18 protein-coding genes are annotated in these 23,236 nt (G+C 63.6%); 12 read left to right on the top strand and 6 right to left on the bottom strand.

Translation table 11 applies throughout. The features are described from left to right. Positions 1 to 66: 66 nt before the first annotated feature. A complete protein-coding gene (locus tag MESS4_RS00845) occupies positions 67 to 972 on the bottom strand; it encodes a branched-chain amino acid ABC transporter permease (protein ID WP_006325350.1) in 906 nt (301 codons plus the stop codon). A 153-nt stretch (positions 973 to 1,125) separates the two neighbouring features. Between MESS4_RS00845 and MESS4_RS00840 the strand changes: the two genes are divergently transcribed. The 11 genes from MESS4_RS00840 (at position 1,126) to MESS4_RS00795 (ending at position 14,808) form a co-directional block, all read left to right on the top strand. After that, on the top strand, positions 1,126 to 1,737 hold the full coding sequence (locus MESS4_RS00840) for a CGNR zinc finger domain-containing protein (protein ID WP_006325349.1): 612 nt from the start codon (positions 1,126 to 1,128) through the stop codon (positions 1,735 to 1,737). Then, positions 1,730 to 2,269 carry a hypothetical protein gene (locus MESS4_RS00835; protein WP_006325347.1) on the top strand — a complete coding sequence of 180 codons (540 nt, stop codon included), beginning with the start codon at positions 1,730 to 1,732 and terminating at the stop codon, positions 2,267 to 2,269. Before MESS4_RS00840 ends, MESS4_RS00835 begins: the two co-directional genes overlap by 8 nt. A 221-nt stretch (positions 2,270 to 2,490) precedes the next feature. Beyond that, positions 2,491 to 5,970 carry an indolepyruvate ferredoxin oxidoreductase family protein gene (locus tag MESS4_RS00830; RefSeq protein ID WP_006325344.1) on the top strand — a complete coding sequence of 1,160 codons (3,480 nt, stop codon included), beginning with the start codon at positions 2,491 to 2,493 and terminating at the stop codon, positions 5,968 to 5,970. Between the two features lie 136 nt (positions 5,971 to 6,106). Further along, positions 6,107 to 8,416, top strand: a complete 2,310-nt coding sequence (locus MESS4_RS00825) for an EAL domain-containing protein (protein WP_006325343.1) — start codon at positions 6,107 to 6,109, stop codon at positions 8,414 to 8,416. Between the two features lie 146 nt (positions 8,417 to 8,562). Then, a complete protein-coding gene (locus tag MESS4_RS00820; protein ID WP_006325342.1) occupies positions 8,563 to 9,342 on the top strand; it encodes a hypothetical protein in 780 nt (259 codons plus the stop codon). A 126-nt stretch (positions 9,343 to 9,468) separates the two neighbouring features. Continuing rightward, positions 9,469 to 9,618 (top strand): DUF3096 domain-containing protein, encoded by a 150-nt coding sequence (locus tag MESS4_RS31455; RefSeq protein WP_006325341.1) that lies wholly within the window; start codon positions 9,469 to 9,471, stop codon positions 9,616 to 9,618. A gap of 146 nt (positions 9,619 to 9,764) precedes the next feature. Further along, positions 9,765 to 9,989: an aa3-type cytochrome c oxidase subunit IV gene (locus MESS4_RS00815; RefSeq protein ID WP_006325340.1), complete on the top strand. Its 225-nt coding sequence runs from the start codon at positions 9,765 to 9,767 to the stop codon at positions 9,987 to 9,989. 87 nt (positions 9,990 to 10,076) lie between these two features. Continuing rightward, a complete protein-coding gene (locus MESS4_RS00810; protein WP_006325339.1) occupies positions 10,077 to 11,357 on the top strand; it encodes a Re/Si-specific NAD(P)(+) transhydrogenase subunit alpha in 1,281 nt (426 codons plus the stop codon). Continuing rightward, positions 11,354 to 11,782 (top strand): proton-translocating transhydrogenase family protein, encoded by a 429-nt coding sequence (locus MESS4_RS00805; RefSeq protein WP_198292710.1) that lies wholly within the window; start codon positions 11,354 to 11,356, stop codon positions 11,780 to 11,782. The genes MESS4_RS00810 and MESS4_RS00805 overlap by 4 nt, the downstream gene beginning before the upstream one ends. A 6-nt stretch (positions 11,783 to 11,788) precedes the next feature. After that, complete coding sequence (locus tag MESS4_RS00800) at positions 11,789 to 13,186, top strand: NAD(P)(+) transhydrogenase (Re/Si-specific) subunit beta (RefSeq protein WP_006325337.1); 1,398 nt, start codon at positions 11,789 to 11,791, stop codon at positions 13,184 to 13,186. Between the two features lie 125 nt (positions 13,187 to 13,311). Next, entirely contained in the window at positions 13,312 to 14,808 is a 1,497-nt protein-coding gene (locus MESS4_RS00795; protein ID WP_198292709.1) for a hypothetical protein, read from the top strand. A 72-nt stretch (positions 14,809 to 14,880) separates the two neighbouring features. Here MESS4_RS00795 and MESS4_RS00790 read toward each other — a convergent pair whose 3' ends face one another. Together MESS4_RS00790 and gyrB are read right to left on the bottom strand one after the other, a co-directional pair. Beyond that, the gene (locus MESS4_RS00790; RefSeq protein ID WP_006325334.1) at positions 14,881 to 15,795 is read right to left on the bottom strand and encodes a hypothetical protein; all 915 of its coding nucleotides are present in this window, start codon (positions 15,793 to 15,795) and stop codon (positions 14,881 to 14,883) included. Between the two features lie 238 nt (positions 15,796 to 16,033). Beyond that, on the bottom strand, positions 16,034 to 18,505 hold the full coding sequence (gene gyrB, locus MESS4_RS00785) for a DNA topoisomerase (ATP-hydrolyzing) subunit B (RefSeq protein ID WP_006325331.1): 2,472 nt from the start codon (positions 18,503 to 18,505) through the stop codon (positions 16,034 to 16,036). Positions 18,506 to 18,755: 250 nt separating this feature from the next. On the opposite strand from gyrB, the gene MESS4_RS00780 reads away from it, so the two are divergent. Next, positions 18,756 to 20,129, top strand: coding sequence for a cytochrome P450 (locus tag MESS4_RS00780; RefSeq protein WP_006325330.1), 1,374 nt, complete (start codon positions 18,756 to 18,758; stop codon positions 20,127 to 20,129). Positions 20,130 to 20,140: 11 nt separating this feature from the next. Here the strand turns inward: MESS4_RS00780 and MESS4_RS00775 are convergent, their stop codons facing one another. From MESS4_RS00775 to MESS4_RS00765, 3 genes are all read right to left on the bottom strand, one after another. Continuing rightward, entirely contained in the window at positions 20,141 to 21,115 is a 975-nt protein-coding gene (locus MESS4_RS00775) for a complex I NDUFA9 subunit family protein (RefSeq protein WP_006325329.1), read from the bottom strand. Between the two features lie 111 nt (positions 21,116 to 21,226). Further along, entirely contained in the window at positions 21,227 to 21,679 is a 453-nt protein-coding gene (locus MESS4_RS00770) for a DoxX family protein (RefSeq protein ID WP_006325328.1), read from the bottom strand. A 436-nt stretch (positions 21,680 to 22,115) separates the two neighbouring features. Further along, entirely contained in the window at positions 22,116 to 23,117 is a 1,002-nt protein-coding gene (locus tag MESS4_RS00765; RefSeq protein ID WP_036240350.1) for an Ldh family oxidoreductase, read from the bottom strand. Between the last annotated feature and the right edge of the window lie 119 nt (positions 23,118 to 23,236).

Below are 23,236 nucleotides of genomic sequence, written 5' to 3'. Positions count from 1 at the left end.
GTGAGGTGGGGGTGGGGCGAAAACGGCTGCCTTACCGGGCGTCATGCAACCAAAGTCTGATGCGGTTCAAGCAATCTTGCTCTGGTCGCGGCCGGCGCCGATCAGCACCAGCATGGCGACGAGGAACAGATACATCCAGGCGTCGCGCCACTCGACCGGGAAATAGCCGGCCCACAATGATTCGGCCATGCCGAAGGCGGCGGCGCCCAGTGCCGCCCGTGGCGGCGAGAGGTAGCCGCCGACCGCCGTGACGAACAGGATCTTCAGGCCGTAGACCAGCCCGGAGCCGAAGCTGACATTGCCGTAGTAGACGCCGGCCATTATGCCGGCCAGCGCCGCGCAAAAGCCACCGGCGAGCACCGCCTGCCGGAACACCGCGCGCACGTCGACGCCGCACATGGCCGCCGCCCTTGGGTCGTCTGACACGGCGCGCCAGCGCCGGCCGAAGCTCGAGCGCGCGAAGGCAAAGGTGGCGAGCGCGACGGTTGCCACGACGACCGCGCAGTCGAGCAACTGGATGAGCGTCAGCGTCGCCTTGAAGCTGGCGTTTTGCGCAAGGACGATCGGCTGGGCCAGCATCGGCGGCAGCCACAGATCGTGGGTATCGGCGGCGATGCGGCTTGCCTCGGCCAGAAGCAGCAATACGCCAAGCGTCGTCACCACGATCGCGTTGGGCGTGCGGTCGGCCAGCGGCTCGAAGATGCTGCGCGACAAGATGTGGCTGATCAGCGCCGCATAGAGGAAGGCCGCGACAATGCCGAGCGCGACCGCCGCGAACAGCGTCAGCCACAGTACCTGATAGCCGAAGGCCGCGGTGAGGATCATCGTCTGCCCGCAAAAGGCGAACAGCGCGCCATAGGCAAGGTTCGTGCGGTGCAGGATGCCGTTGGTCAAGACATAGCCGAAGGCGAGCAGCGCATAGAGCGCGCCGGAATGCAGCCCGTTCAGGACCTGCTGGAAAAAATACAGCATGCGCCAACCCAAAGCATGTCGCCCAAAGTGCCAAGCAGTTTCTGGGGCAACGACATGCTCAACAACAGATGGCCGCGGCAATCCGCGCCCAAGGAAGGTTTGCATCTGGAATCTAACTTGTCAAATGCGATTTATCGGTTAGAAAATAGGCTTATGACGGTTTCCTGGACCCCGCATCGCTTCACCGGCGGCCTGCTTGCGCTCGACACGGCGAACACCGTCGTGCTGCGTGGCGATCCCCGGAAAACCTTCGACCGCTTCGACGATCCGGGCGAGATCGCCCGTTTCGCCGATGCGGCAAGCGGCTTTCGCGCCGCCGAGCTTGGCGGCAGGCGGCTGGCGGCGTCGTCGCCGGTGAGAATCGCGCCGGTCGTGCTGTCGATCCGCGAGGCCACCGACCGGCTGTTTCGCGGCGCGGTGTCGAAAGGTGCGCTCGCCACCGCCGATCTGCCGGCCTTCCTGGGAGCCTGCGCCGATGGTCTGGCCGGCAGCCGCACTGAAATCGGTGCGGCGGGAAAGCCGTTCGGCGATACGGCGACGCCGATCGCCTTCGAAGCGGCGCTGGCGGTTTCGGCGCTGTCGCTGTTGCGCGACGACACCGTCGCAAGACTGAGGATCTGCCCCAACTGCACCTGGCTGTTTGTCGACAGAAGCCGCAATTCCAGCCGCCTTTGGTGCGACATGGCGGTGTGCGGCAACCGTCAGAAGGCAAGCCGCCATTACCGCCGCCGCCGGACGGCCGCCAATGAGGTCGACAATGTCTAGAAATCCTTCGCGCTCGGTCCTGCTGGCGGCCACGCTGATTGCGGCTGTTTCGCTCGGCGCCTGCCGCGATACCGGCAAGGACGGCGAAGGCAAATTGTTCGAGATTTCCGGCAAGCTGTTCGTCTTCAACTACCGTCTCGCCAGGGCGACCTATGTCGTGACGCTGCGGCCCCTGCAGCCGATGGGGGAAGGCCAGGTCGCGGTCGCCAGCTTCCAGGATCCCGCCGGCGGCGCGCCATTGGTGGTCGAGCAGAAGGTCTGGCCGAAGCTCGACAAGGTGACGCTGGAAAGCCCGGCGCTGACCTGTGTCGTCAAGAACAAGCCCTACGCGATTGCCATCAGTATCAAGGGCTCCGATGGCGCGGTCCTGCAAAAGATCGACACCACGTTGATGTCGACGGAGGACCAGTCGATCCTGCCCGACCGGCCGCTGGTCATCGATCAGCTTTACACGGCCAATCCCGACCTTGCCGGCCATCCCGATGGCAAATTGCCGGGCGAGCCGAAGCCGGATTGCTCGAAGGGCCTCTGAGGCCGCTTCGCCAGTTCAGGCCAAAGCCGGAATTTTCGTGCGCTGGCTGGGCAAACCGTATGCGGTTTCTTATAGCATCGGGCGCGGACAGGATTGTTCGTTGCGCATTGCCTGGCAGCTTCGATTTTGTTTGACCTGCCCGGCAAGGGGAGAAACACTGCACCTTCCAGCTCCGACGTTGGCCGCGCCTGTAACTGCGGTCTCCGCAGAGGAAGTGCCTGATGACGCTGCTTGAAGTTGCGCTCGACGACAAGTTCGATCTGGGAAAGGAGCGCATCTTCCTTTCCGGCGCGCAGGCGGTCATCCGCATGCTTCTGATGCAGCGCGAGCGCGACCGCCGGGCTGGCCTGAACACCGCCGGCTTCGTCTCCGGCTATCGCGGCTCGCCGCTTGGCGGCCTCGACATGCAGCTCTGGAAGGCGAGGAAGCAGCTCGCCCGATCGGACATCGTCTTCCAGCCCGGCCTCAACGAGGAACTCGCCGCCACCGCCTGCTGGGGCTCGCAGCAGGCCGAATTGCTGGGCGAGGGCACGCATGACGGCGTCTTTTCGGTCTGGTACGGCAAGGGACCGGGCGTCGACCGCTCAGGCGACGTTTTTCGCCATGCCAACCTCGCCGGCTCGTCCAAACATGGCGGCGTCCTTGCCCTGATGGGCGATGACCACATGGCCGAATCCTCGACCAACGCGCACGCCACCGAATTCCTGTTCGTCGACACGATGGTGCCGATCCTCAATCCGGCCGGCGTCCAGGAGATCATCGACTACGGGCTCTACGGCTTCGCCATGTCGCGTTTCGCCGGCACCTGGGCGGCGATCAAATGCGTCAAGGACAACATCGAATCGACGGCCTCGGTCGATGCTTCGCTTGAGCGGCTGAACATTGTCGTCCCGGACTTCGACATGCCGCCCGGCGGCCTCAACATCCGCAACGAGATCGACATGCTCGGCCAGGAGGAACGGCTGCATGAGCACAAGCGCGCCGCCGCTTCGGCCTTCATCCATGCCAATGGGCTGAACCGGATCGTCTATTCGGGCGGCCGCAACCCGAAGCTTGGCATCGTCACCATCGGCAAGAGCTATCTCGACGTTCGCCAGGCGCTGGAAGACATCGGCGTCGACGAGGCCGCCGCCAACCGCATCGGTGTCAGGTTGTTCAAGGTCGGCTGCCCGTGGCCGCTCGACCTGTGGCACATCGCCGACTTTGCCCGCGGGCTCGACACCATCGTCGTCGTCGAGGAGAAGCGCTCGCTGATCGAAGTACAGCTACGCGAGAACCTCTATGGTACCGCCACGCAGCCGGTTATCGTCGGCAAGAAGGATGAACGCGGCGACTGGCTGTTCCCGGCCAAGGGCGCGCTCGATCCCAACGATATCGCCATTGCGCTCGGCGAACGCATCCTGCGCACGATCGGCCCATCGGAAGAGATCGCCGCGCGGGTGGCGAAACTGCGCCAGTTCCAGGCCATGCTCGCCGACACCAAGGATATCGCCTCGCGCACGCCCTTCTTCTGCTCCGGCTGCCCGCACAATTCCTCGACCAAGGTGCCGGATGGCTCGCTCGCCGCCGCTGGCATCGGCTGCCATTTCATGGCGCTGTGGATGGACCGCAACACCGTCGGCTTCACCGCCATGGGCGGCGAGGGCGCGCAATGGGTCGGCCAGGCGCCGTTCTCGAAGCGCGACCACATCTTCCAGAATCTCGGCGACGGCACCTACAATCACTCCGGTGCGCTGGCGATCCGTTTCGCGCTGTCGACCGACGCCAACATCACCTACAAGATCCTCTACAACGACGCCGTCGCCATGACCGGCGGCCAGCCGCATGAAGGCGGCCTGACCGTGGACATGATCGCCAGGCAGGTGCGGGCCGAAGGCATCGAGCGCATCGCCATCGTCACCGACGAGCCGGACAAATATGCCGGCAAGACTGAGTTCCCCGCCGGCGCCACCATCCATCACCGCGACGACCTCGACCTCGTCCAGCGCGAATTGCGTGCGGTCAAGGGCATATCCGTGCTGCTCTACGACCAGACCTGCGCCGCCGAAAAACGCCGCCGCCGCAAGCGCGGCACGTTTCCCGACCCCGACAAGCGCGTCTTCATCAACGAGCTGGTCTGCGAGGGCTGTGGCGATTGCGGGGTGCAGTCGAATTGCGTTTCGATCCAGCCGGTAGAGACCGAATTCGGCCGCAAGCGCAGGATCGACCAGTCGAGCTGCAACAAGGATTTCTCCTGCGTCAACGGCTTCTGCCCGTCCTTCGTCACCGTCCACGGCGCCAGGATCAGGAAGGCCGAAGGCATTGCCGGCACGGCCGATCCGCTCGACGGCGTGCCGACACCGGCCGAATTCCCGCTTGGCGAGCAAGGCTGGGCGGCGATCATCGACGGCGTCGGCGGCACCGGCGTCGTCACCATCGGCGCGCTGCTCGGCATGGCCGCCCATCTCGAGGACAAGGGCTGCGGCATGATCGACATGGCCGGCCTCGCCCAGAAGGGCGGCTCGGTGTTCACCCATGTCCGCATCGCCCGCAGTACGGACGATATCCATGCGATCCGCGTCTCGGCGGGGAAGGCCGACCTGGTGCTTGGCTGCGACCTCGTCGTGTCGGGCGCCCAGAAGGTGCTCGCCGCGGTGCGCGAGGGCCACACTATCTTCCTTGCCAACACAGCCGAGATCATGCCCGGCGAGTTTACCCGCTCGGCCGATTTCTCGCTGCCCGTCGAGCGGCTGAAAAAGGCGATCCGCACGGCCGCCGGCGACGACAGGGCGCATTTCTTCGACGCCACCCGCACCGCCGCAGCACTTTTCGGCAGTTCGCTCGGCGCCAACATGTTCATGCTCGGCTTTGCCTTCCAGCATGGCGGGTTGCCGCTGTCGGCCGAGGCGGTCGAAAAGGCGATCGAGCTCAACGGCGAGGCGGTGGCCATGAACATCGCCGCGTTCCGCTGGGGCCGTCGTGCCGCCCATCAGCCGGATTTCGTCCGCCGCCTTATTGCCCAGCCGGGCAAGGCCGTGCAGACGGCCGCGATCGCCGGCACGCTGGACGACGTCATTGTCCGCCGCGTCGCTTTCCTCACCGCCTATCAGAACGCCGCCTATGGCAAGCATTATGCCGACAGATTGGCCGCCTTGCGCCAGGCCGAGGCCAGGGCCGTGCCCGGTTCCACCGATGTGACCGAGGCCGCCGCGAGGAACCTGTTCAAGCTGATGGCGATCAAGGACGAGTACGAGGTGGCGCGGCTCTACACCGACGGCTCCTTCGCCGCGGAACTCTCAAAGCAGTTCCAGAGCTACGAGAAGCTCGAATTCCACCTCGCGCCGCCGATCATGGGCAGGCGCGGCAATGACGGCAAGCCGAGGAAATCGAGCTTCGGCCCCTGGATGATGAAGGGGTTCCGCCTGCTGGCAGCGATGAAAGGCTTGCGCGGCACTGCCCTCGACCTGTTCGGCTACAGCGTCGAGAGGCGCATGGAGCGGCGGCTTCTGGCCCAGTATGAGGCCGATCTGGAGTTGATCACCGCGGCACTTGCGCCCGGCAAGATCGAGGCCGCGGCAGCACTTGCCTCGGTGCCGGCGCTCATTCGCGGCTATGGCCATGTCAGGCAGGCCAGTGCCGAAAAGGCCGCGGGCGAGCGCCTGAGGCTGCTCGAACGCCTGTCAAAGGCCCCGGTGCGGCCGGAACTCCAGGCCGCCGAGTGATCGGGGTTCGGGCCCTGATACACCTTGTTTACCTGAACAATAGTCAATGGATTTGACCGCAGGCCCGAAACGGCCCTTCTAAACCTTTCTTAAGGCGGTTGTGACATGACTGCGGTTCGCGCGACACCGCAAGGTCATGAACATAGATCGACCCGACGACATATCCGAGGACATATACGTTGGCTTCGTTCGCTCACTGTTTCGCGACGCAACCATCTTGTTCGTTGGCGCCTTCACGCAAGGCGCTGTCGGCTTGCTCGTATATTGGAAAACGTCTGCGCTAATCTATCTTGTGCTCGCCATACTCATGGTTGCCGCTAGCATCGGCCGCTATTTCGCGATCCGGAGAGTCAGTCCCGACACCATCGTCACCCACGAATCCGCGCTTGCTTGGGAACGCTACTACATCGTTGCCGGGACGATCCACGGATCGCTGGTCGGATTCTTCGCATTCGTATGCCTTTACGTGGTTCCGGATCTGTTTGGCGAGATCGCGGCGGTGTCATTGGTGTTGGCCAGCACCATCACCATCACCGGCCGTAATTTCGGCTCCCCAAAGATGGTGACCATCCTGTCCGTGTCCGTGGTTGCGCCGATCGCGATCGGGCTGATGCTGAAGGGCGACTTCTACAACGTCATTCTGGGCCTCTTTGTCATCCCGTTCATGTTCTCCATCGACAAGATGGCTCGTCTTGTGCGAACTGTGCTGTTCACAGCGATCAGCGAAGAGAAGAAGGCGAACCGCATCGCCCAGCGCTTCAATCGCGCGCTGAACACCATGTCGCATGGCCTTGTCATGCTTGGTCCCGACGGCCGGGTGGCGGTTGCCAATGCCGAAGCCGCGCATCTGATGTCGCTCAAATCGCCCGATGCGCTGCTTGGACGGTCGATCCACGCTCTACTGATGCGCGGCGTTGCTGGCGGCATGCTGGCGCCGAAGGACTGCCGCTACATCGAAGCTCAGTTGACGCGCGCCCTGCGCGAGGGTCGCGACCGCAAGGTTCTCGTCTCGCTCGCCAACGGCCAGCACTATGAGTTCTCGGCCCGCGAAGGCAGCCAGGAACTGGGCGTCATCACCTTCGAGGATGTGACGGCCCGCGTCGAGGCGGAAGACAAGATCCGCTTCATGGCGCGTTACGACAACCTCACCGGCCTGCCCAATCGCGCCTATTTCCACGAGTTGGTCGGAGAGGCCATGGCGTCCGGCGATCCCGATCGCCTGTGCGGACTCGCCGTGCTCGATCTCGACGATTTCAAGAGTGTCAACGACACGCTTGGCCATCCGATCGGCGACGGTCTGATCTATGCCGTGGCGGAACGGCTGGGGGCGGTGGCAGGACCAGGCATCACCGTCAGCCGCTTTGGCGGCGACGAGTTCATGATCTTCTTCGACCGCGTCGAGGACGAAAGCCATCTGAAGAGCAAGCTCGACGAGATCTTCCTCGACATGCAGGGCGAGGTCGATGTTGCCGGCCACGGGCTGCGCATCCAGGCCAGCGGCGGCGCCGTGCTGTCGCGGGTAAAGGATACCGATGTCGACGCCATGATCGTCAAGGCGGATCTCGCGCTCTACAAGGCCAAGGAGCTTGGCAAGAACAGTTGGCGGCTGTTCGAGGCATCGATGGACGCCGCGTTCCGCAATCGCCAGCTGATGAAGGCGGACCTGCGCGGCGCGGTGGAAAGCAAGGGGTTGCGGGTGGTCTATCAGCCGATCGTGGCGATGACCACCATGCGTATCGCCAGTTGCGAGGCGCTGTGCCGTTGGGACCACCCCGATCTCGGGCCGATCTCGCCCAGCATCTTCATCCCGCTGGCGGAAGAAATGGGCATCATTTCGGAGATCAGCACCTTCGTGCTCGATGCGGCGTGCGTCGAATGCGCCAAATGGCCGGCCCAGACCAGCGTTTCGGTCAATCTCTCGGCCAAGGATTTCCGCAATCGCGACGTCATCCAGAAGGTTCGCGATGCATTGGCCAACTCGGGTTTGGCCGCGGACCGCCTGGAGATCGAAGTCACCGAGACGGCGCTGCTCGACGACAAGTCGCTCACGCGCCAATATATCGAGGAATTGAAGCGGCTCGGCGTGCGCATCGCGCTTGACGATTTCGGCACCGGCTATTCGAGCCTGAGCTACCTCCACAAATTGCCGCTCGACAAGATCAAGATCGACCGTTCCTTCCTGATGGACGTCACCCAGAACACCCGTTCGCTCGAACTGCTCAAGGGCATCGTCAACCTGTCGCGGCCGCTGGGGCTTTCGGTGACCGTCGAGGGCGTCGAAACCTTCGAGCAGCTCAAGATCCTGGCATTGCAGGTCAAGCCGGATATGGTTCAGGGTTTCCTGTTCGGCTCGGCGCTCAGCGCGTCCGGCATCGAGACCATGTCGAGCACGGTCTGGCCTTTCGCCAAGGACATCAAGACGGCCAGGAAGGCGACGCGTCGCTGATTTTTCCCAAAAAAACCTCATATTTTAGTCTAATTTTACCGATTGTTAACCTTAACGACCGGTAAACGGCCTCCTACTTATTTTCACCTTTACATCTTCTGACCCTGTCGTAGTGTCATATCGGCGGCAGTACGGGGATCGAGTTCATGTGTGCCCAGTTGACTTTGCTCGGCCGTGCGTCGGGCGCGGACGGGAGTGTCGCGCCCGACACTATGTCCAGCTTTGCCAGGAATGTTTCTGCACTGCTTGAGCGCGTGGAATACAGGCGCTGCGAAAGCGGTGAAGATCTGGAGGCAATCTACCGGCTTCGCTACAAGGCTTACCGGCTGAACGGATTTCTGCCTGAATCCAGAAATCAGATGATGACGGATGCTCTCGACGACGTGCCGAACTGCTATCAGTTTGGTGTCTTCGTTGACAATTCACTTGTGTGTACGCTTCGTATTCATCATCTGACACCGAGTGAGCTTAACGCACCCGCAATGACTACATTCGGCGATATGCTTCGCCCGCGCTTGCTTCGCGGCGAATCCTTCGTCAATCCTACGCTTCTGGCAGCCGAGCCGAATTTCGTATCGATACACCGTGCGCTGCCTTACGTTACGCTGCGGCTAGCGCTCATTGCCAGCATCTACTTCGATGTGACGGCCTGTATCGGCGTGATCCGGAAGGAGCACACGGCTTTCTACCGGCGGATTTTCGGTGCCGAGCAAGTGGGGGAACCGAGAGACTATCCTCCATTCACCGTTCCCGTGGTGCTCTATGACGCGAACTACGATATCAACTTGGAGCGGGTTCTCCAGCGTTTTCCGTTTTTCCGGTCGACGCCGATGGAGCAACGCATGCTGTTCGAGACGCCCAATTTCGGCGAACTCGCGCCGCTGACCATTCTGCCCACAGCCAAATATTTTCGCAACGCCGCCTGAGTCTTCACGGTTTCTTCAGCGCAGTCATGGAGCTTTCCGGCCGCTTCGGCGTTCTGGCAAGGGCCGGCGGCGCACGAACGACGTCGTCCTGCATCGCGACGGCAATCCCATCGAAAGGAAATCGACATGACCATCTCCACGCTCGCGCTTACCCCGCTGATTTCCCTGATCGCCGGCGTGCTGATCCTGATCATGCCACGGCTGTTGAACTACATCGTCGCGCTCTATCTGATCGTCGTCGGCCTGCTGGGGCTGTTTCCGCAGTTCGCCGGTTGAGACACCGGGGCCTTCGCAAAAGATCTTCGCCTGGCGGCTTCAACTTTCCTTTGAGGCTGTTGTCGCCGGCGATGCGGCAATAGCGCCATTGCCCTCGGCCCGGCTTTTCGCTATGTGCCTGAAAGATGCTTCGAAGGGGTATTCCTATGGCTGATCACACGCCGACCGGTCCTGTCGAACTGGGCGCGAAGATGGACTATGCCGAGCACGACCGCACCTATGCGGGGTTTATCATGCTCGCCAAATACGGGTCGCTCTTCTGCGCGGCCGTGCTTCTGGCGATGGCTTTCGGCTTCTTTGCGGGCGGCTTCTTCTCGGCGACCATCCTGTTCGTTCTGATCCTCGCCGTCGGCGCCTTCATTCTCCGGTAGATTTTTCAAAAACCCTTGCCGTGATGACGTCGCCGGCAACCCGGCCGGCGTCTTGCGCAAACAGGTTCCAGCCGAAAGGATCATGCGGTGGGACAGACGGTTTTCATCCCTCGTGAGCTTGATGCGAACGAGCCGCGTGTTGCTGCCTCGCCCGATACGGTGAAGCGGCTGGCGGGGCTGGGCTTCGACGTCATTGTCGAAAGCGGCTCCGGCTCCGCCTCGCGCATTCCCGACGAGGAGTTCGCCAAGGCGGGCGCCACAATCGGCAAGGCCGGCGATGTTGCCAAGGCCGACGTGGTGCTGAAAGTGCGCCGGCCAGGCGAGGCGGAGCTCAAGGGCTACAAATCAGGCACCACCGTCATCGCCATCATGGATCCCTACGGCAACGATGCCGCCGTTGCCGCTCTGGCCAAGGCTGGCGTCACCGCCTTCTCGATGGAATTCATGCCGCGCATCACTCGCGCCCAGTCGATGGACGTGCTGTCCTCGCAGGCCAACCTTGCCGGCTATCAGGCGGTGATCGATGCGGCGGCCGAATATGACCGGGCGCTGCCGATGATGATGACGGCGGCCGGCACGGTGCCGGCGGCGAAAGTGTTCATCATGGGCGTCGGCGTCGCCGGCCTGCAGGCGATCGCCACGGCAAGACGGCTTGGTGCGGTCGTCACCGCCACCGATGTGCGCCCAGCCGCCAAGGAACAGGTCGCATCGCTCGGCGCAAAGTTCCTGGCGGTCGAGGACGAGGAGTTCAAGGCGGCCGAAACGGCCGGCGGCTATGCCAAGGAAATGTCGAAGGAGTATCAGGCCAAGCAGGCGGCGCTGACCGCCGAGCACATTGCCAAGCAGGACATCGTCATCACCACGGCGCTGATCCCGGGCCGGCCGGCGCCGAAGCTGGTCTCAGTGGCGATGGTCGCGTCGATGAAGCCGGGTTCGGTGATCGTCGACCTCGCGGTCGAGCGCGGCGGCAATGTCGAGGGTGCAGAGCCCGCCAAGGTCGTGACCACGGCCAACGGCGTCAAGATTGTTGGCCATCTCAACGTGCCGGGCCGCGTCGCTGCCTCCGCTTCGCTGCTCTATGCCAGGAACCTGTTCGCCTTCCTCGAGACGCTGGTCGACAAGACGACGAAGCAGCTTGCCATCAAACGCGACGACGAATTGGTCAAGGCAACGATGCTGACCGACGGCGGCAAGGTCGTGCACCCGGCCTTCGCCAAGGCGACGGTGGATCCGCATGTCGAACCGGCAGCGATCCCGGCCACGACGATGGTTGCCGACGCGTCGGTGAAAAAAGCCGCGCCGAAAAAGACAGCCGACAAGAAGGCCAACACGGGCAAGTCCGCTGCCAAGCCGAAGGGGATCGCGTGATGGACCAGACCTTGCAGCAGGCCCTCGACCAGCTCGACCAGGCAAGTGCCGCCGTCCGGCTGGCGGTGCGGAACCTGGCCAATGCGCCCGGCGGCGCCGATGCGGCGGGTGACGCCGCCCATGCCCTGTCCGGCGGCGCCATCGACCCCTTCGTCTTCCGCTTCGCCATTTTCGTGCTGGCGATCTTCGTCGGCTACTATGTCGTGTGGTCGGTGACGCCGGCGCTGCACACACCGCTGATGGCCGTCACCAACGCCATCTCCTCGGTCATCGTCGTCGGCGCGCTGCTTGCCGTCGGCATCGCGGCCTCCGGCATTGCCGCCGGCTTCGGCTTCGTCGCGCTGATGCTCGTCTCCGTCAACATCTTCGGCGGCTTCCTCGTCACCCAGCGCATGCTGGCCATGTACAAGAAGAAGGACAAGTAGAGCGCCATGAACGCCAACTTCGCGTCCTTCCTCTACCTCGTCTCGGGCGTCCTGTTCATCATGGCGCTGCGCGGCCTGTCGCATCCGACCACCAGCCGCCAGGGCAACATGTACGGCATGATCGGCATGGGCATCGCTGTTTGCACCACGCTGGCGCTGGCGACCCCTTCGGCCGGCCGCTTCGGCCTGATCGTACTCGGCCTCGCCATCGGTGGCGGCGTCGGTGCCGTCACCGCGCGGCGCATCGCCATGACCTCGATGCCGCAGTTGGTCGCCGCCTTCCACTCGCTGGTCGGCCTTGCCGCCGTGATGGTGGCGGCCGCCGCCATCTATGCGCCGGAAAGTTTCGGCATCGGCACGGACGGCGATATCCATGCCCAGGCATTGATCGAGATGAGCCTTGGCGTCGCCATCGGCGCCATCACCTTCACCGGCTCGGTCATTGCCTTCCTCAAGCTTGACGGCCGCATGTCGGGCAAGCCGATCATGATCGGCGGCCGCCACTTCATCAATGCAGCACTTGGCGTCGCGCTGATCGTGCTGATCGTGCTGCTGGTCACCACCGAGTCGAAACTCATCTTCTGGTTGATCGTTGCCGCCTCGTTGGTGCTCGGCATCCTGCTGATCATTCCGATCGGCGGCGCCGACATGCCGGTGGTCGTCTCGATGCTCAACTCCTATTCCGGCTGGGCGGCCGCCGCGCTCGGCTTCACGCTCGGCAATCTGGCGCTGATCATCACCGGTGCGCTGGTCGGCTCGTCCGGCGCGATCCTGTCCTACATCATGTGCAAGGGCATGAACCGCTCGTTCATTTCGGTCATCCTCGGTGGCTTTGGCGGCGAGACGGCGGCCGCCGCCGATGACGGCATCGAGCGCACGGTCAAGCAGGGGTCGGCCGACGATGCGGCCTACCTGATGATGAACGCGCAGAAGGTCATCATCGTACCGGGTTACGGCATGGCGGTCGCCCAGGCGCAGCACGCGTTGCGCGAAATGGCCGACAAGCTCAAGGCCAACGGCGTTGACGTGAAATATGCCATCCACCCGGTCGCCGGCCGCATGCCCGGCCACATGAACGTGCTGCTCGCCGAAGCAAACGTGCCTTACGACGAAGTGTTCGAGCTCGAGGACATCAATTCCGAATTCGCGCAGGCCGATGTCGCCTATGTCATCGGCGCCAACGACGTCACCAACCCGTCCGCCCGCGACGACAAGTCGTCACCGATCTACGGCATGCCGATCCTCGACGTCGACAAGGCCCGCACCTGCCTGTTCGTCAAGCGCTCGCTCGGCTCCGGCTATGCCGGCATCGACAACACGCTGTTCTACAAGGACGGCACCATGATGCTGCTCGGCGATGCCAAGAAGATGACCGAGGAAATCGTCAAGGCCATGGATCACTGATCTGGCCTCACGGCCAATCGGACCAAGAAAAGCCCGGCTCCGCACCGGGCTTTCTCTTGGCCTGCCGCCGGTTTTGAAGCTACGATGGCATGTTCTCGTCGATAGCGTCATCGATGGAGGTGCTGGTGTCCGACCCTCGCCCTGCCGCATCGCCGGTCACCAACCCGCCGGCTTCCGCAAAGGCGCCACGCAAACTCAGCCAGGCGGTGGTGATCGTGCATGGCATGGGCGAGCAGCGGCCCATGGACACGCTGAGGGGGTTTGTCGAGGCAGTCTGGAGCCATGACCCCGCCCGCGCGCCGTTCTATGCCCATGTCGCCGATCCAGCCGACCCCGGTGTGAAGATCAACCAGAGCTGGATCACGCCCGACAGCCGGACGAATTCGCACGAGCTTCGCCGGATCACCACCCCTTACGATGTCGACGGCCGCCGTACCGATTTCTACGAGCTTTACTGGGCCGACATCACGCAAGGCACGACGCGGGGCCGGCTCGCCGCCTGGGTGACGAACCTTGTCTGGCGCAAACCCGCCGACATTCCACGCGACGCCCGCGGGCTCTACCTCGTCACGCTTTTGGCCGTCATAGCCGTCCTCGCAGCGGCGCTCGCGCTCGCGACGTCGGCCTGGCAAGGCTGCATCTCCTGGGCCACCGGCATGGTCGTCACCATCCTGGCCTCGTTGGTGATCTGGGCGGTGGACCGGTTCTGGCTGCCCTATTTCGGCGATGTGGCCGCCTATGTGCGGGCTGAAGCGGCGACGGTCGAGAAGCGCGCGCTTGTCCGCGACCGTGGCCTGACGCTGTTGAAGCGGCTGATGATGGACGATGCCTACGACCGGATCGTGCTCGTCTCGCACAGCCTGGGATCGATCATCGCCTATGATCTGCTGCAGATATTATGGGCCGACTTCAGGCCGCGAAAGCTGGAAGCCGCCCGCGACAAGGCGAGGCTGAAGGCGATCCGCGCCGTCGACAAGGCCACGCTCAAGTCAGATGGTTCCGCGTGGCCCGACAGGTTAGACGACCTTTCCGGGTTCCGGCGCGATCAGTGGAAGCTCTATCGGCAACTCCGCACCCGGGACGCCGATCATCCGCTGCCGTGGAAGATCAGCGATTTGGTCACGCTCGGCAGCCCGCTGACCCACAGCGAATTTCTGGTGACCTACAATCTCGCCGAATTCAGGCGCGGCATTGCCGAGCGGTTGTTCTCGGCTTGCCCGCCGGTTGCCGAGGGAACCGGCGGCACCGTGCTTTATCAGGAAGGACGCAGTCGTTCGGGCAAGCCGCAGCGCGCGATGCATCATGGCGCGGTGTTTGCCGCGACGCGCTGGACCAACATCTTCGACAGGGGCAATGGCTGGCTGACCGGCGACCCGATCTCCGGACCGATGATGGAAAATTTCGGCCCCGGCGTTGAGAACATTGAGGTCGAACTGCGCGGTTCGCTTGGCCGCATCTTCACGCACACGCTCTACTGGTCGTTGGCGGCGACCGGCGTCGAGATCGCCGCGTCCGCCGGCACTCCGCCACGCTCGCATCTTGCCGTGCTGCGCGACGCCGTCGATCTCGGCCGCAAGCTTGAGCCCAGTCAAATAGTGCCGACGACCCCCGCTGGAGAGTAGGTCAAAAACAATCCACTCCGGAATATCAGTCCCGGAGTGGATTGAAGAAGATCGAAGCCGTTCGGGCGCCGATCAACGGGTGGTCAGCAGAACCGCTTCTTCTTCGTCGTCGCGCTGCCTGCCGCCGAGAGCCGCGGCGGCACTGGCAATGAAGGCGCCGATGACAAGCGACAGGGCGCCGAGAAGCGCGAAGGTGGCGCCCGCCTTCCTGGCGGTGTCGGCAGCTTCCTGCGCCTTCATCTTGGCATCCTGCGCCTTGGCGACCAGGGCATCGACACGCGCCTGGGCATCGGCTTCCGACAGGCCGGTTCGCGCGGCGACCAGCCGCGACAGATAGGTCTTGTCCTCGGCCGAGATTTCGCCTGCCGCGGCACTTGCGATCAGGATACGCGAAGCCTGTGCCGCAGCATCGCCATCCGGACTGGCAGCCGCGAGCCTGCTTGCATCGGCCGGACGGAACAGCGAGTCCACGAGATAGGATGTCGCATTGTCGGCTGATGCCCCACTGGCATTCGCTGAAGCACCCGCCGACGCACCCATCGCGGCGCCCGATGCGACAGTCGAAGCGGCCTGAACGCCGGTACCGAGTGCCGCGGAAAGCGCCGAGCCGAGCACGCCGACGACGAGCAGCGTGGCAAGCGCCCAGGCCAGAAAACCGTGGGCGGTATCGCGGAAATAGACTTCATCGGTGTGGATACCAACCCATTTGGTGCGCAGCCGGCCGGCGAGATAGCCGCCGACGCCCGACGACAACCACTGCACCACGATCAGCCAGACCGCGGTCGAAACCGCGAAGGTGGTGACCGAGGCGCCCGCACCGGACCATGGCGAAACCATGCTCAGCCCGAGGCCGGAACCAAGCAGCATCAGGATGAAGGTCAGCGTTGAAGCCGCGAAGGCGCCGGCGATGATCGGCCCCCAACTGACGGCGGTAGAGGGTAATTCCGTCGGTGCGGAGATGTCGACAGCCGATAGGGTGGACTGCATCGACGCCCCCTATCGCACGAAAAGCATGATGAGAATGATGATCGGAATCGGAATTCCAAGCAACCAGAGCAGAATGCCGCGTCCCATGAAGTCCTCCTGTGAGACATTGTGATCGATCTGTCACAATGTCCCGGAGGGCCTTCTGTTCCGGCCGGTCGTCAAATGATTTTATTGCAGTGCAAGTGACATTGGCGCGGCAGAGCGCGCCAATGAGCCCAATTCAAAACATCCAGATTGGTCAAATATCCAGATTGGCCACCGACAGCGCGTTTTCCTGGATGAACTCGCGCCTGGGTTCGACTTCGTCGCCCATCAGCCGCGAAAACAGGCTGTCGGCGTCCGTCGCGTCATTGACCTTGACCTGCAGCAGCGAGCGCACATTCGGGTCCAGCGTGGTTTCCCAGAGCTGCTCGGCGTTCATTTCGCCGAGGCCCTTGTAGCGCTGCATGGTCAGGCCCTTGCGGCCGGTGGCAAACACGGCGTTGAGCAGCGCCAGCGGTCCCGAGATGGTTTCGGAGACCTCCTTGCGGCGCAGCACCGGCGGTTCGCCATAAGCCTCGGTGAGGCGCGGTGCGTAGCGGTCGAGCTGGCGGGCATCGGCCGAATTGATCAGCCCGAGATCGAGATGCGCGAACTCCTTGACGCTGCGCACCGTGCGTTCGAACACATAGCCGCCAGTGCCCTCGTTCGAGGTCGACATGCGGCCGGTCCAGCCGCGTTCGGTGTCCTCGGCGATGATGTCGAGACGCTTGGCGACACGCTCGGCCATGGCGTTGGCCTGGCCGAGATCGGTAAAGACATCCGGGTTGAGGCCGCCGGCGATCGCCGCCTGCTCGACCACGCCCCTGTTATAGCGTGTGTGCAACCCGTTGATCAGCTGCCGCACCGCCAGCGCGTCGTCGATGGCGGCGCGCAGATCCTGTCCGGTCCGCACCTCGCCGGAGCCAAGCGAAAGCGAGGCTTCCTCCAGCCCTGAATTGATCAGAAACTCCTCGAAGGCGCTTTCGTCCTTGATGTACTGCGAGCTCTTGCCGCGCGTCACTTTGTAGAGCGGCGGCTGGGCGATGTAGAGATGGCCGCGCTCGATCAGTTCCGGCATCTGCCGGAAGAAGAAGGTGAGCAGCAGGGTGCGGATGTGGGCGCCGTCGACGTCGGCGTCGGTCATCAGGATGATCTTGTGATAGCGCAGCTTGTCGGCGTTGAACTCGTCCTTGCCGATCGAGGTGCCGAGCGCGGTGATCAGCGTGCCGATCATCTCGGAACCGAGCATGCGGTCGAAGCGGGCGCGCTCGACATTGAGGATCTTGCCGCGCAGCGGAAGAATGGCCTGGTTCTGGCGCGAACGCCCGCCCTTGGCCGAGCCGCCGGCCGAGTCACCCTCGACGATGAAAATTTCGGATTTCGCTGGGTCGCGCTCCTGGCAGTCGGCCAGCTTGCCCGGCAGCGAGGTGATGCCGAGCGAGCTCTTGCGGGTGATGTCGCGCGCCTTGCGCGCGGCTTCGCGCGCCGCGGCCGCCTGGATGACCTTGTCGATCACCACCTTGCCCTCGGACGGGTGTTCTTCGAGCCAGGTGCCGAGCGCTTCGTTGACGAGACCTTCCACCACCGGGCGAACTTCGGACGAGACCAGCTTGTCCTTGGTCTGCGAGGAGAATTTCGGGTCGGGAACCTTGACCGACAGCACCGCCGTCAGCCCTTCGCGGCAATCGTCGCCGATCAGCGCCACCTTTTCCTTCTTGGTCAGGCCCGACGATTCGCCATAGCCGGTGATCTGGCGCGTCAGCGCGCCGCGGAAACCGGCCAGATGGGTGCCGCCGTCGCGCTGTGGAATGTTGTTGGTGAAGGCCAGCACGTTCTCGTGGTAAGAGTCGTTCCACCACATGGCGACTTCGACGGTGATGCCGTCGCGCTCGGCCTTGATGGCAATCGGCTTGTCGATCAGCGGTTTCTTGACGCGGTCGAGATATTTGACGAACTCTTCGAGCCCGCCATCATAGTGCAGCTCATGACGCACGATGTCGGCATGGCGGGCATCGGTCAACACGATGCGTACGCCGGAATTCAGGAAGGCGAGCTCGCGCAGCCGGTGCTCCAGCGTGCCGAAGTCGAACTCGACCATGGTGAAGGTTTCGGACGACGGGAAAAAGGTGATCTCGCTGCCGCTGCGTCCCTCATAGGTACCGGCAACCTTTTGCTGTTCATAGTTGCCTGTGGCCTTCAGCGGTGCATCGGCATTGCCATGCGTGAAGCTCATCTCGAAGATCTGGCCGTTGCGACGGATCTTCAGCTTCAGCCAGGCCGACAGCGCGTTGACCACCGAGACGCCGACGCCATGCAGGCCGCCGGACACCTTGTAGGAATTCTGGTCGAATTTGCCGCCGGCATGCAGCTGCGTCATGATCACTTCGGCCGCCGAAATGCCTTCGCCGGTGTGGATATCGGTCGGAATGCCGCGGCCATTGTCGATAACCGTCACCGAACCGTCGGGGTTGAGCGTCACCGTGACGAGGTCGGCATGGCCGGCCAGTGCCTCGTCGATGGCGTTGTCGACCACCTCATAGACCATGTGATGCAGTCCCGAGCCGTCGTCGGTATCGCCGATATACATGCCGGGCCGCTTGCGGACGGCATCCAACCCCTTCAAAACCTTGATGGAATCGGCACCGTATTCGGCCTCGGCGCCGTTGGCGTTGTCGATCTGGTCGCTCATGAAAACCTGTCTGATTGATGCCGCTTGTCCAGCGCGAGAATATGGCTGCGAATCGCGCCGCTTTGATGTCCTAGATATAGGCGCAAAAGGCGGTTTTTCCAAGGTTTGCAGGCATTTCCGGCGGGTATGAGGCGGTCGAGCACGATCAGCGCAAGCGAGCCGGCTGTCCCGGCGAAATTGGCGTCCGCATTCGGTCACATGGACGCCTGCCTTGCCAGTCACTACATTGAGGTCGTCAGCGGAGCACGCCATGGACAGTCAGCCCGCCCCCTTCGTCCCGCCGGCGCCGAAGCCGCGCACGTCGCCGCCTTCGACGCTGGAGATGATCCGCATCGTCTACCGCAATCCGCTCGAACTGTGGGGCGAACCGACCTACAACGAACCCTGGATATCGGTGACCGGCGTCGGCGGACCATTGGTCGTCGCCAACGATCCCGGCCTCATCCGCCACGTGTTGGTCGACAATGCGAAGAACTACAAGATGGCGACGGTGCGCCAGTTGATCCTGCGCCCGATCCTGCGCGACGGTCTGCTGACCGCCGAGGGCGATGTGTGGAAGCGTTCGCGCAAGGCGATGGCGCCGGTGTTCACGCCGCGCCATATCTTCGGTTTCGCCGGGCCGATGCTGAAACGCACGCTGGAGTTCGTCACCCGCTACGAGGACGGCGGCACGTCGGACATCGCCCATGACATGACGCTGCTCACTTACGATATTCTGGCCGAGACGCTGTTTTCCGGCGAGATAGCCGGCGAGCCGGGCAGTTTCGCCAAGGAGATCGACCGGCTGTTCGAGACCATGGGCCGGGTCGATCCGCTCGACCTGTTGCGGGCGCCCGAATGGCTGCCGCGCCTGACCCGCATCCGCGGCCGCAAGACCATGGCCTATTTCCGCAAGATCGTCACCGACACCGTCAAGCTGCGTGAAGAGAGGCTCAAGCACGATCCGGACACGGCGCCGCAGGATTTCCTCACGCTTCTGCTGCGCGCCGAAGGCCCGGACGGGCTGACGCGCGCCGAGGTCGAGGACAACATCATCACCTTCATCGGCGCCGGCCACGAGACCACGGCGCGCGCTCTCGGCTGGACGCTCTATTGCCTGGCCGAGGCGCCGTGGGAGCGGGAAAAAATCGAGCGCGAGATCGATGCGGTGCTGGCGCGCGAGCCCGATCCGACGAAATGGCTCGACGCCATGCCGCTCACCCGCGCCGCCTTCGACGAGGCGCTGAGACTCTATCCGCCGGCGCCGTCGATCAACCGCGAGCCGATCGAGCCCGAAATCTGGAACGGCCTCTATATACCGCGGCATGCAGCGGTGCTGGTGATGCCGTGGGTCGTCCACCGCCATCGCAAGCTGTGGGACAGGCCCGACGCCTTCATGCCGGAACGCTTCCATCCGGGAAATCGTGAAAAGATCGACCGCTTCCAGTATCTGCCGTTCGGCGCCGGCCCTCGTGTGTGCATCGGCGCCAGCTTTGCCATGCAGGAAGCGATCATCGCGCTGGCCATCATGCTGTCGCGTTTCCGCTTCGACACCACCGCCGAGACGAAGCCTTGGCCGGTGCAGAAACTGACGACGCAGCCGCAGGGCGGCCTGCCGATGCAGGTCACGCGTCGCGGTTCGTGACCGATTGCGGATTAAGCCGCGGACTTGCGCTGGAACTGGCCGGCGGCGCGGAAGCGCCAGAGGTAGCTCGGCAGGATCGTTCCGATCGATTGCGGCTGGATGCCGAGGCCGACGAGCGTCCGGCTTTCCTTGGTGGCCTTGTCGGAGACGATATTGTGCTCGCGCAGTTGCAGTACCTGATCCTTGGTCAGCAGCGGATTGGGAAAGAGGCCGAGGATCGATGCCTGCATGTTCGCCACCCACCACGGCACCGGCACGAGAAGCCGCCTGCGCTCGATCACCGCGAGCATTTCCTCCATGCACTCCTTGAAGGTCAGCACCTGCGGCCCGCCGAGTTCGTAGATCTGGCCACCCTTGACCTTGCCCTCGACCGAGCGCGCCACCGCTTCGGCGACATCGCCGACATAGACCGGCTGGAATTTGGTCTGGCCGCCGCCGATCAGCGGCAGCACCGGCGAATAGCGCGCCATGTTGGCGAAGCGGTTGAAGAAGGCGTCCTCCGGCCCGAAATTGATCGACGGCCTGAAGATGACGGCATCCCCGATCGTCTCCAGCACCGCCTTTTCGCCGAGCGCCTTGGTGCGTGCATAGTCCGATTGCGAATTCAGATCGGCGCCCAGCGCCGAGATGTGGGTGAGGTCGGCGCCGACGGCGCGCGCCGCCTCGGCGACGGCGCGAGAGCCGAACTCGTGCACGGTGGTGAATTTCTGGCGGCCGCTCTCATGCAGGATGGCGACCAGGTTGATGACATGGTCGGCGCCCTGCACGGCGCGGTCGACCGACCAGCGCACGCGCACATTGGCCTGCACCGGCTGGATCTGGCCGACATTGCCGAGCGGCTGCAGATGACCGGCGAGATCAGGCCGGCGGACGGGAACCCTGATGCGGTAGCCGCGCTTGGCCAGCGCCCGCACGACATGGCGGCCGACAAAGCCTGAGCCGCCGAACACGACGACGAGCTTTGGGGTCTGCAGGATTTCGGTCATGGCTGGCTCCGGCGCGCTTTCCAGATTGGCTTGGCTGAAGCCGTTTCATAGTCCGTTTCGCGCCAAAGGCAAAGGGCGACGTGTCGTCGCCGATGCCCTGGTTTAGCCGGTTCAGAACGCCTTGCCGATGCGCGCGTCGACCGAATGGCGGTTGCCGCCGCGAATGACGAAGAACAGCAGGATCGCCGCCCACAGCAGCGACTTTTCGGCGCCAAAAAAACCCTCCCCCGTGGTAACCCAGTGGAACCAGACGGTGACCAGAAGCACGAACATCCCGGCAAAGGCGGCGGGGCGGGTCAGCAGGCCGATGGCGATGAGGATACCGCCGAAGAATTCGGTGCAGGCCAGAAGCAGCGACCAGAAGGCGCCGGGATAAAAGCCGAGGCCCTCGACCATCTCGGCCGCGCCGAACGGGTTGGTGATCTTTTGCGAGCCGTGGATGGTGAGGAAGATGCCGGCCACGGCGCGCAGCAGCGTCTCGCTGGCATCATGCAAGGCCGAATAAAGGCCGCCAAGGGCCGGAATGACAAGTCTTTTGCCGGAATTGTCGGTGGTTGCGGACATTGGGACTCCTCTTTTTGTCGGTCCTTGCAAACGCCCGACGGGTCCGGCCATGTCAAATGAACAAAAGTTGACCGCAGACAGCATGTTTCCTGCTTTGGATGCTGAAAAGCAGAAAACCCCACCGAAGCGGGGTTTTCCGGGCGACATCCATGCGAAGCCAGGGGCCGACGGAGCGGCCTGACCTGAGACGGTATCAGGAGGGCGCGGAAGCAAGTACGCCCATCCCAGCCCTGGCATCGACACAGGTGCCGCCGATCTCATCCATGGCCGATCGGGCGGGCACCTTAAGCAACGAGTGCAAGACGAATTTAGTTTTGCCCTCAACACCGATTTGTCGCGGTCAGCCGGGAAAAGGTTCAGCAAGAGCGGAGAAGTCGCGCGTCGCGATGTTCCGACTGGAAAGCCGGCAGTCATTCATCCAATGCTGAAGGGTCTGTTACGAAGAATAGCGTTCGGCGAATTCCGAAATGCGCTGCACCACGGCCTTGGGCGCTGTTATGCCGCGCGCCGCCGCCTTCTCCGCCGCTTCGGCCCGGGCGCGGCCGGGCACATGCACGCCGAAGCGCCGCCGCAAGCGGTCGAGCTGGTTCTTCATGCGTTTTTCGAAATCGGGATCGAGCAGCTTCGGTTCGACGGCCAGCACGAAGAGGCCGGTTCCCGGACTGTCCGGCCCGCCGCTGAACCACGGCGCGTCGAGCGACCAATTGGCGCCCGACAGGCCGGCCGCCAGCACTTCCACCATCAGCGCGATGTTGGCGCCGCGCTGGCCGCCGAAGGCAAGCATGGCGCCTTTCATGGCGGCAGCCGGGTCCGTGGTCGGGTTGCCGCTGGCGTCCAGCGCCCAGCCTTCCGGAATTTGTCTGCCGTTCTCGGCCGCCTTGCGGATGTTGACGAATGCGGTGGCGCTCGACGACTGGTCGATGACCAGCGGCGCACCGTCGGCGGCGGGTGCGGCAAACGACATCGGGTTGGTGCAGTAGACCGGCTTGACCGAGCCCGAGCCGGCAAGCACGGCCGGCCCGTTGGTCGCGGCGAAGGACACCAGTCCCTGTGCAGCCAGGCGTCCGGTGAAATAGCCGAGCGCGCCGCATGTATAGGCATTCTTCTGCGAAAAGATGGCAACGCCGAACAGGCGCGCCGCCTTGGCGAGATCGTCGATCGTCCGGTCGAAGCCGGTATGGGCGAGACCGCCGCGCGCGTCGGAGAGAAAGACCGCGAGCGCCGGCCTGGTGATGACCGGCTCGGCCTTGCCGTCGATGCGGCCGGCCTCGAGTGCTTCGAGATAATCGATGAAATGCGTGAGCCCGACCGTGGCGAGCCCTTCCGCCTCGGCCGCGACGATGGAGGCGGCAAGCGACCGGGCCGCTTCCTCATTGGCGCCGGCGCCGAGCGCCGCCATCCGGCACAGTCCTGTTGCCTGGTCGAGACTGAGTTGCATCGTACCGGTCCTAAGGGAGTAAGGGAGTAAGGGAATAGTGAGCAGTGAATGCGAATGGGATGGAAATGTGTATGTGAATAGTGGCTAGCCTACTCCCCTACTCCCCTACTCCCCTACTC

The organism is Mesorhizobium sp. STM 4661, from assembly GCF_000359125.1.
Classification (GTDB): Bacteria; Pseudomonadota; Alphaproteobacteria; order Rhizobiales; family Rhizobiaceae; genus Mesorhizobium.
Note: the sequence above shows the minus strand (reverse complement) of the source record. Positions and strands in the feature narration are given on the sequence as shown.

Coding starts and splice junctions, on each gene's coding strand:
- MESS4_RS00775 (WP_006325329.1), bottom strand. CDS start 21,115: ATGACCGAAATCCTGCAGACCCCAAAGCTCGTCGTCGTGTTCGGCGGC.
- MESS4_RS00845 (WP_006325350.1), bottom strand. CDS start 972: ATGCTGTATTTTTTCCAGCAGGTCCTGAACGGGCTGCATTCCGGCGCG.
- MESS4_RS00830 (WP_006325344.1), top strand. CDS start 2,491: ATGACGCTGCTTGAAGTTGCGCTCGACGACAAGTTCGATCTGGGAAAG.
- MESS4_RS00765 (WP_036240350.1), bottom strand. CDS start 23,117: ATGCAACTCAGTCTCGACCAGGCAACAGGACTGTGCCGGATGGCGGCG.
- MESS4_RS31455 (WP_006325341.1), top strand. CDS start 9,469: ATGACCATCTCCACGCTCGCGCTTACCCCGCTGATTTCCCTGATCGCC.
- MESS4_RS00820 (WP_006325342.1), top strand. CDS start 8,563: ATGTGTGCCCAGTTGACTTTGCTCGGCCGTGCGTCGGGCGCGGACGGG.
- MESS4_RS00800 (WP_006325337.1), top strand. CDS start 11,789: ATGAACGCCAACTTCGCGTCCTTCCTCTACCTCGTCTCGGGCGTCCTG.
- MESS4_RS00840 (WP_006325349.1), top strand. CDS start 1,126: ATGACGGTTTCCTGGACCCCGCATCGCTTCACCGGCGGCCTGCTTGCG.
- MESS4_RS00770 (WP_006325328.1), bottom strand. CDS start 21,679: ATGTCCGCAACCACCGACAATTCCGGCAAAAGACTTGTCATTCCGGCC.
- MESS4_RS00835 (WP_006325347.1), top strand. CDS start 1,730: ATGTCTAGAAATCCTTCGCGCTCGGTCCTGCTGGCGGCCACGCTGATT.
- MESS4_RS00780 (WP_006325330.1), top strand. CDS start 18,756: ATGGACAGTCAGCCCGCCCCCTTCGTCCCGCCGGCGCCGAAGCCGCGC.
- MESS4_RS00825 (WP_006325343.1), top strand. CDS start 6,107: ATGAACATAGATCGACCCGACGACATATCCGAGGACATATACGTTGGC.
- MESS4_RS00790 (WP_006325334.1), bottom strand. CDS start 15,795: ATGCAGTCCACCCTATCGGCTGTCGACATCTCCGCACCGACGGAATTA.
- MESS4_RS00815 (WP_006325340.1), top strand. CDS start 9,765: ATGGCTGATCACACGCCGACCGGTCCTGTCGAACTGGGCGCGAAGATG.
- gyrB (WP_006325331.1), bottom strand. CDS start 18,505: ATGAGCGACCAGATCGACAACGCCAACGGCGCCGAGGCCGAATACGGT.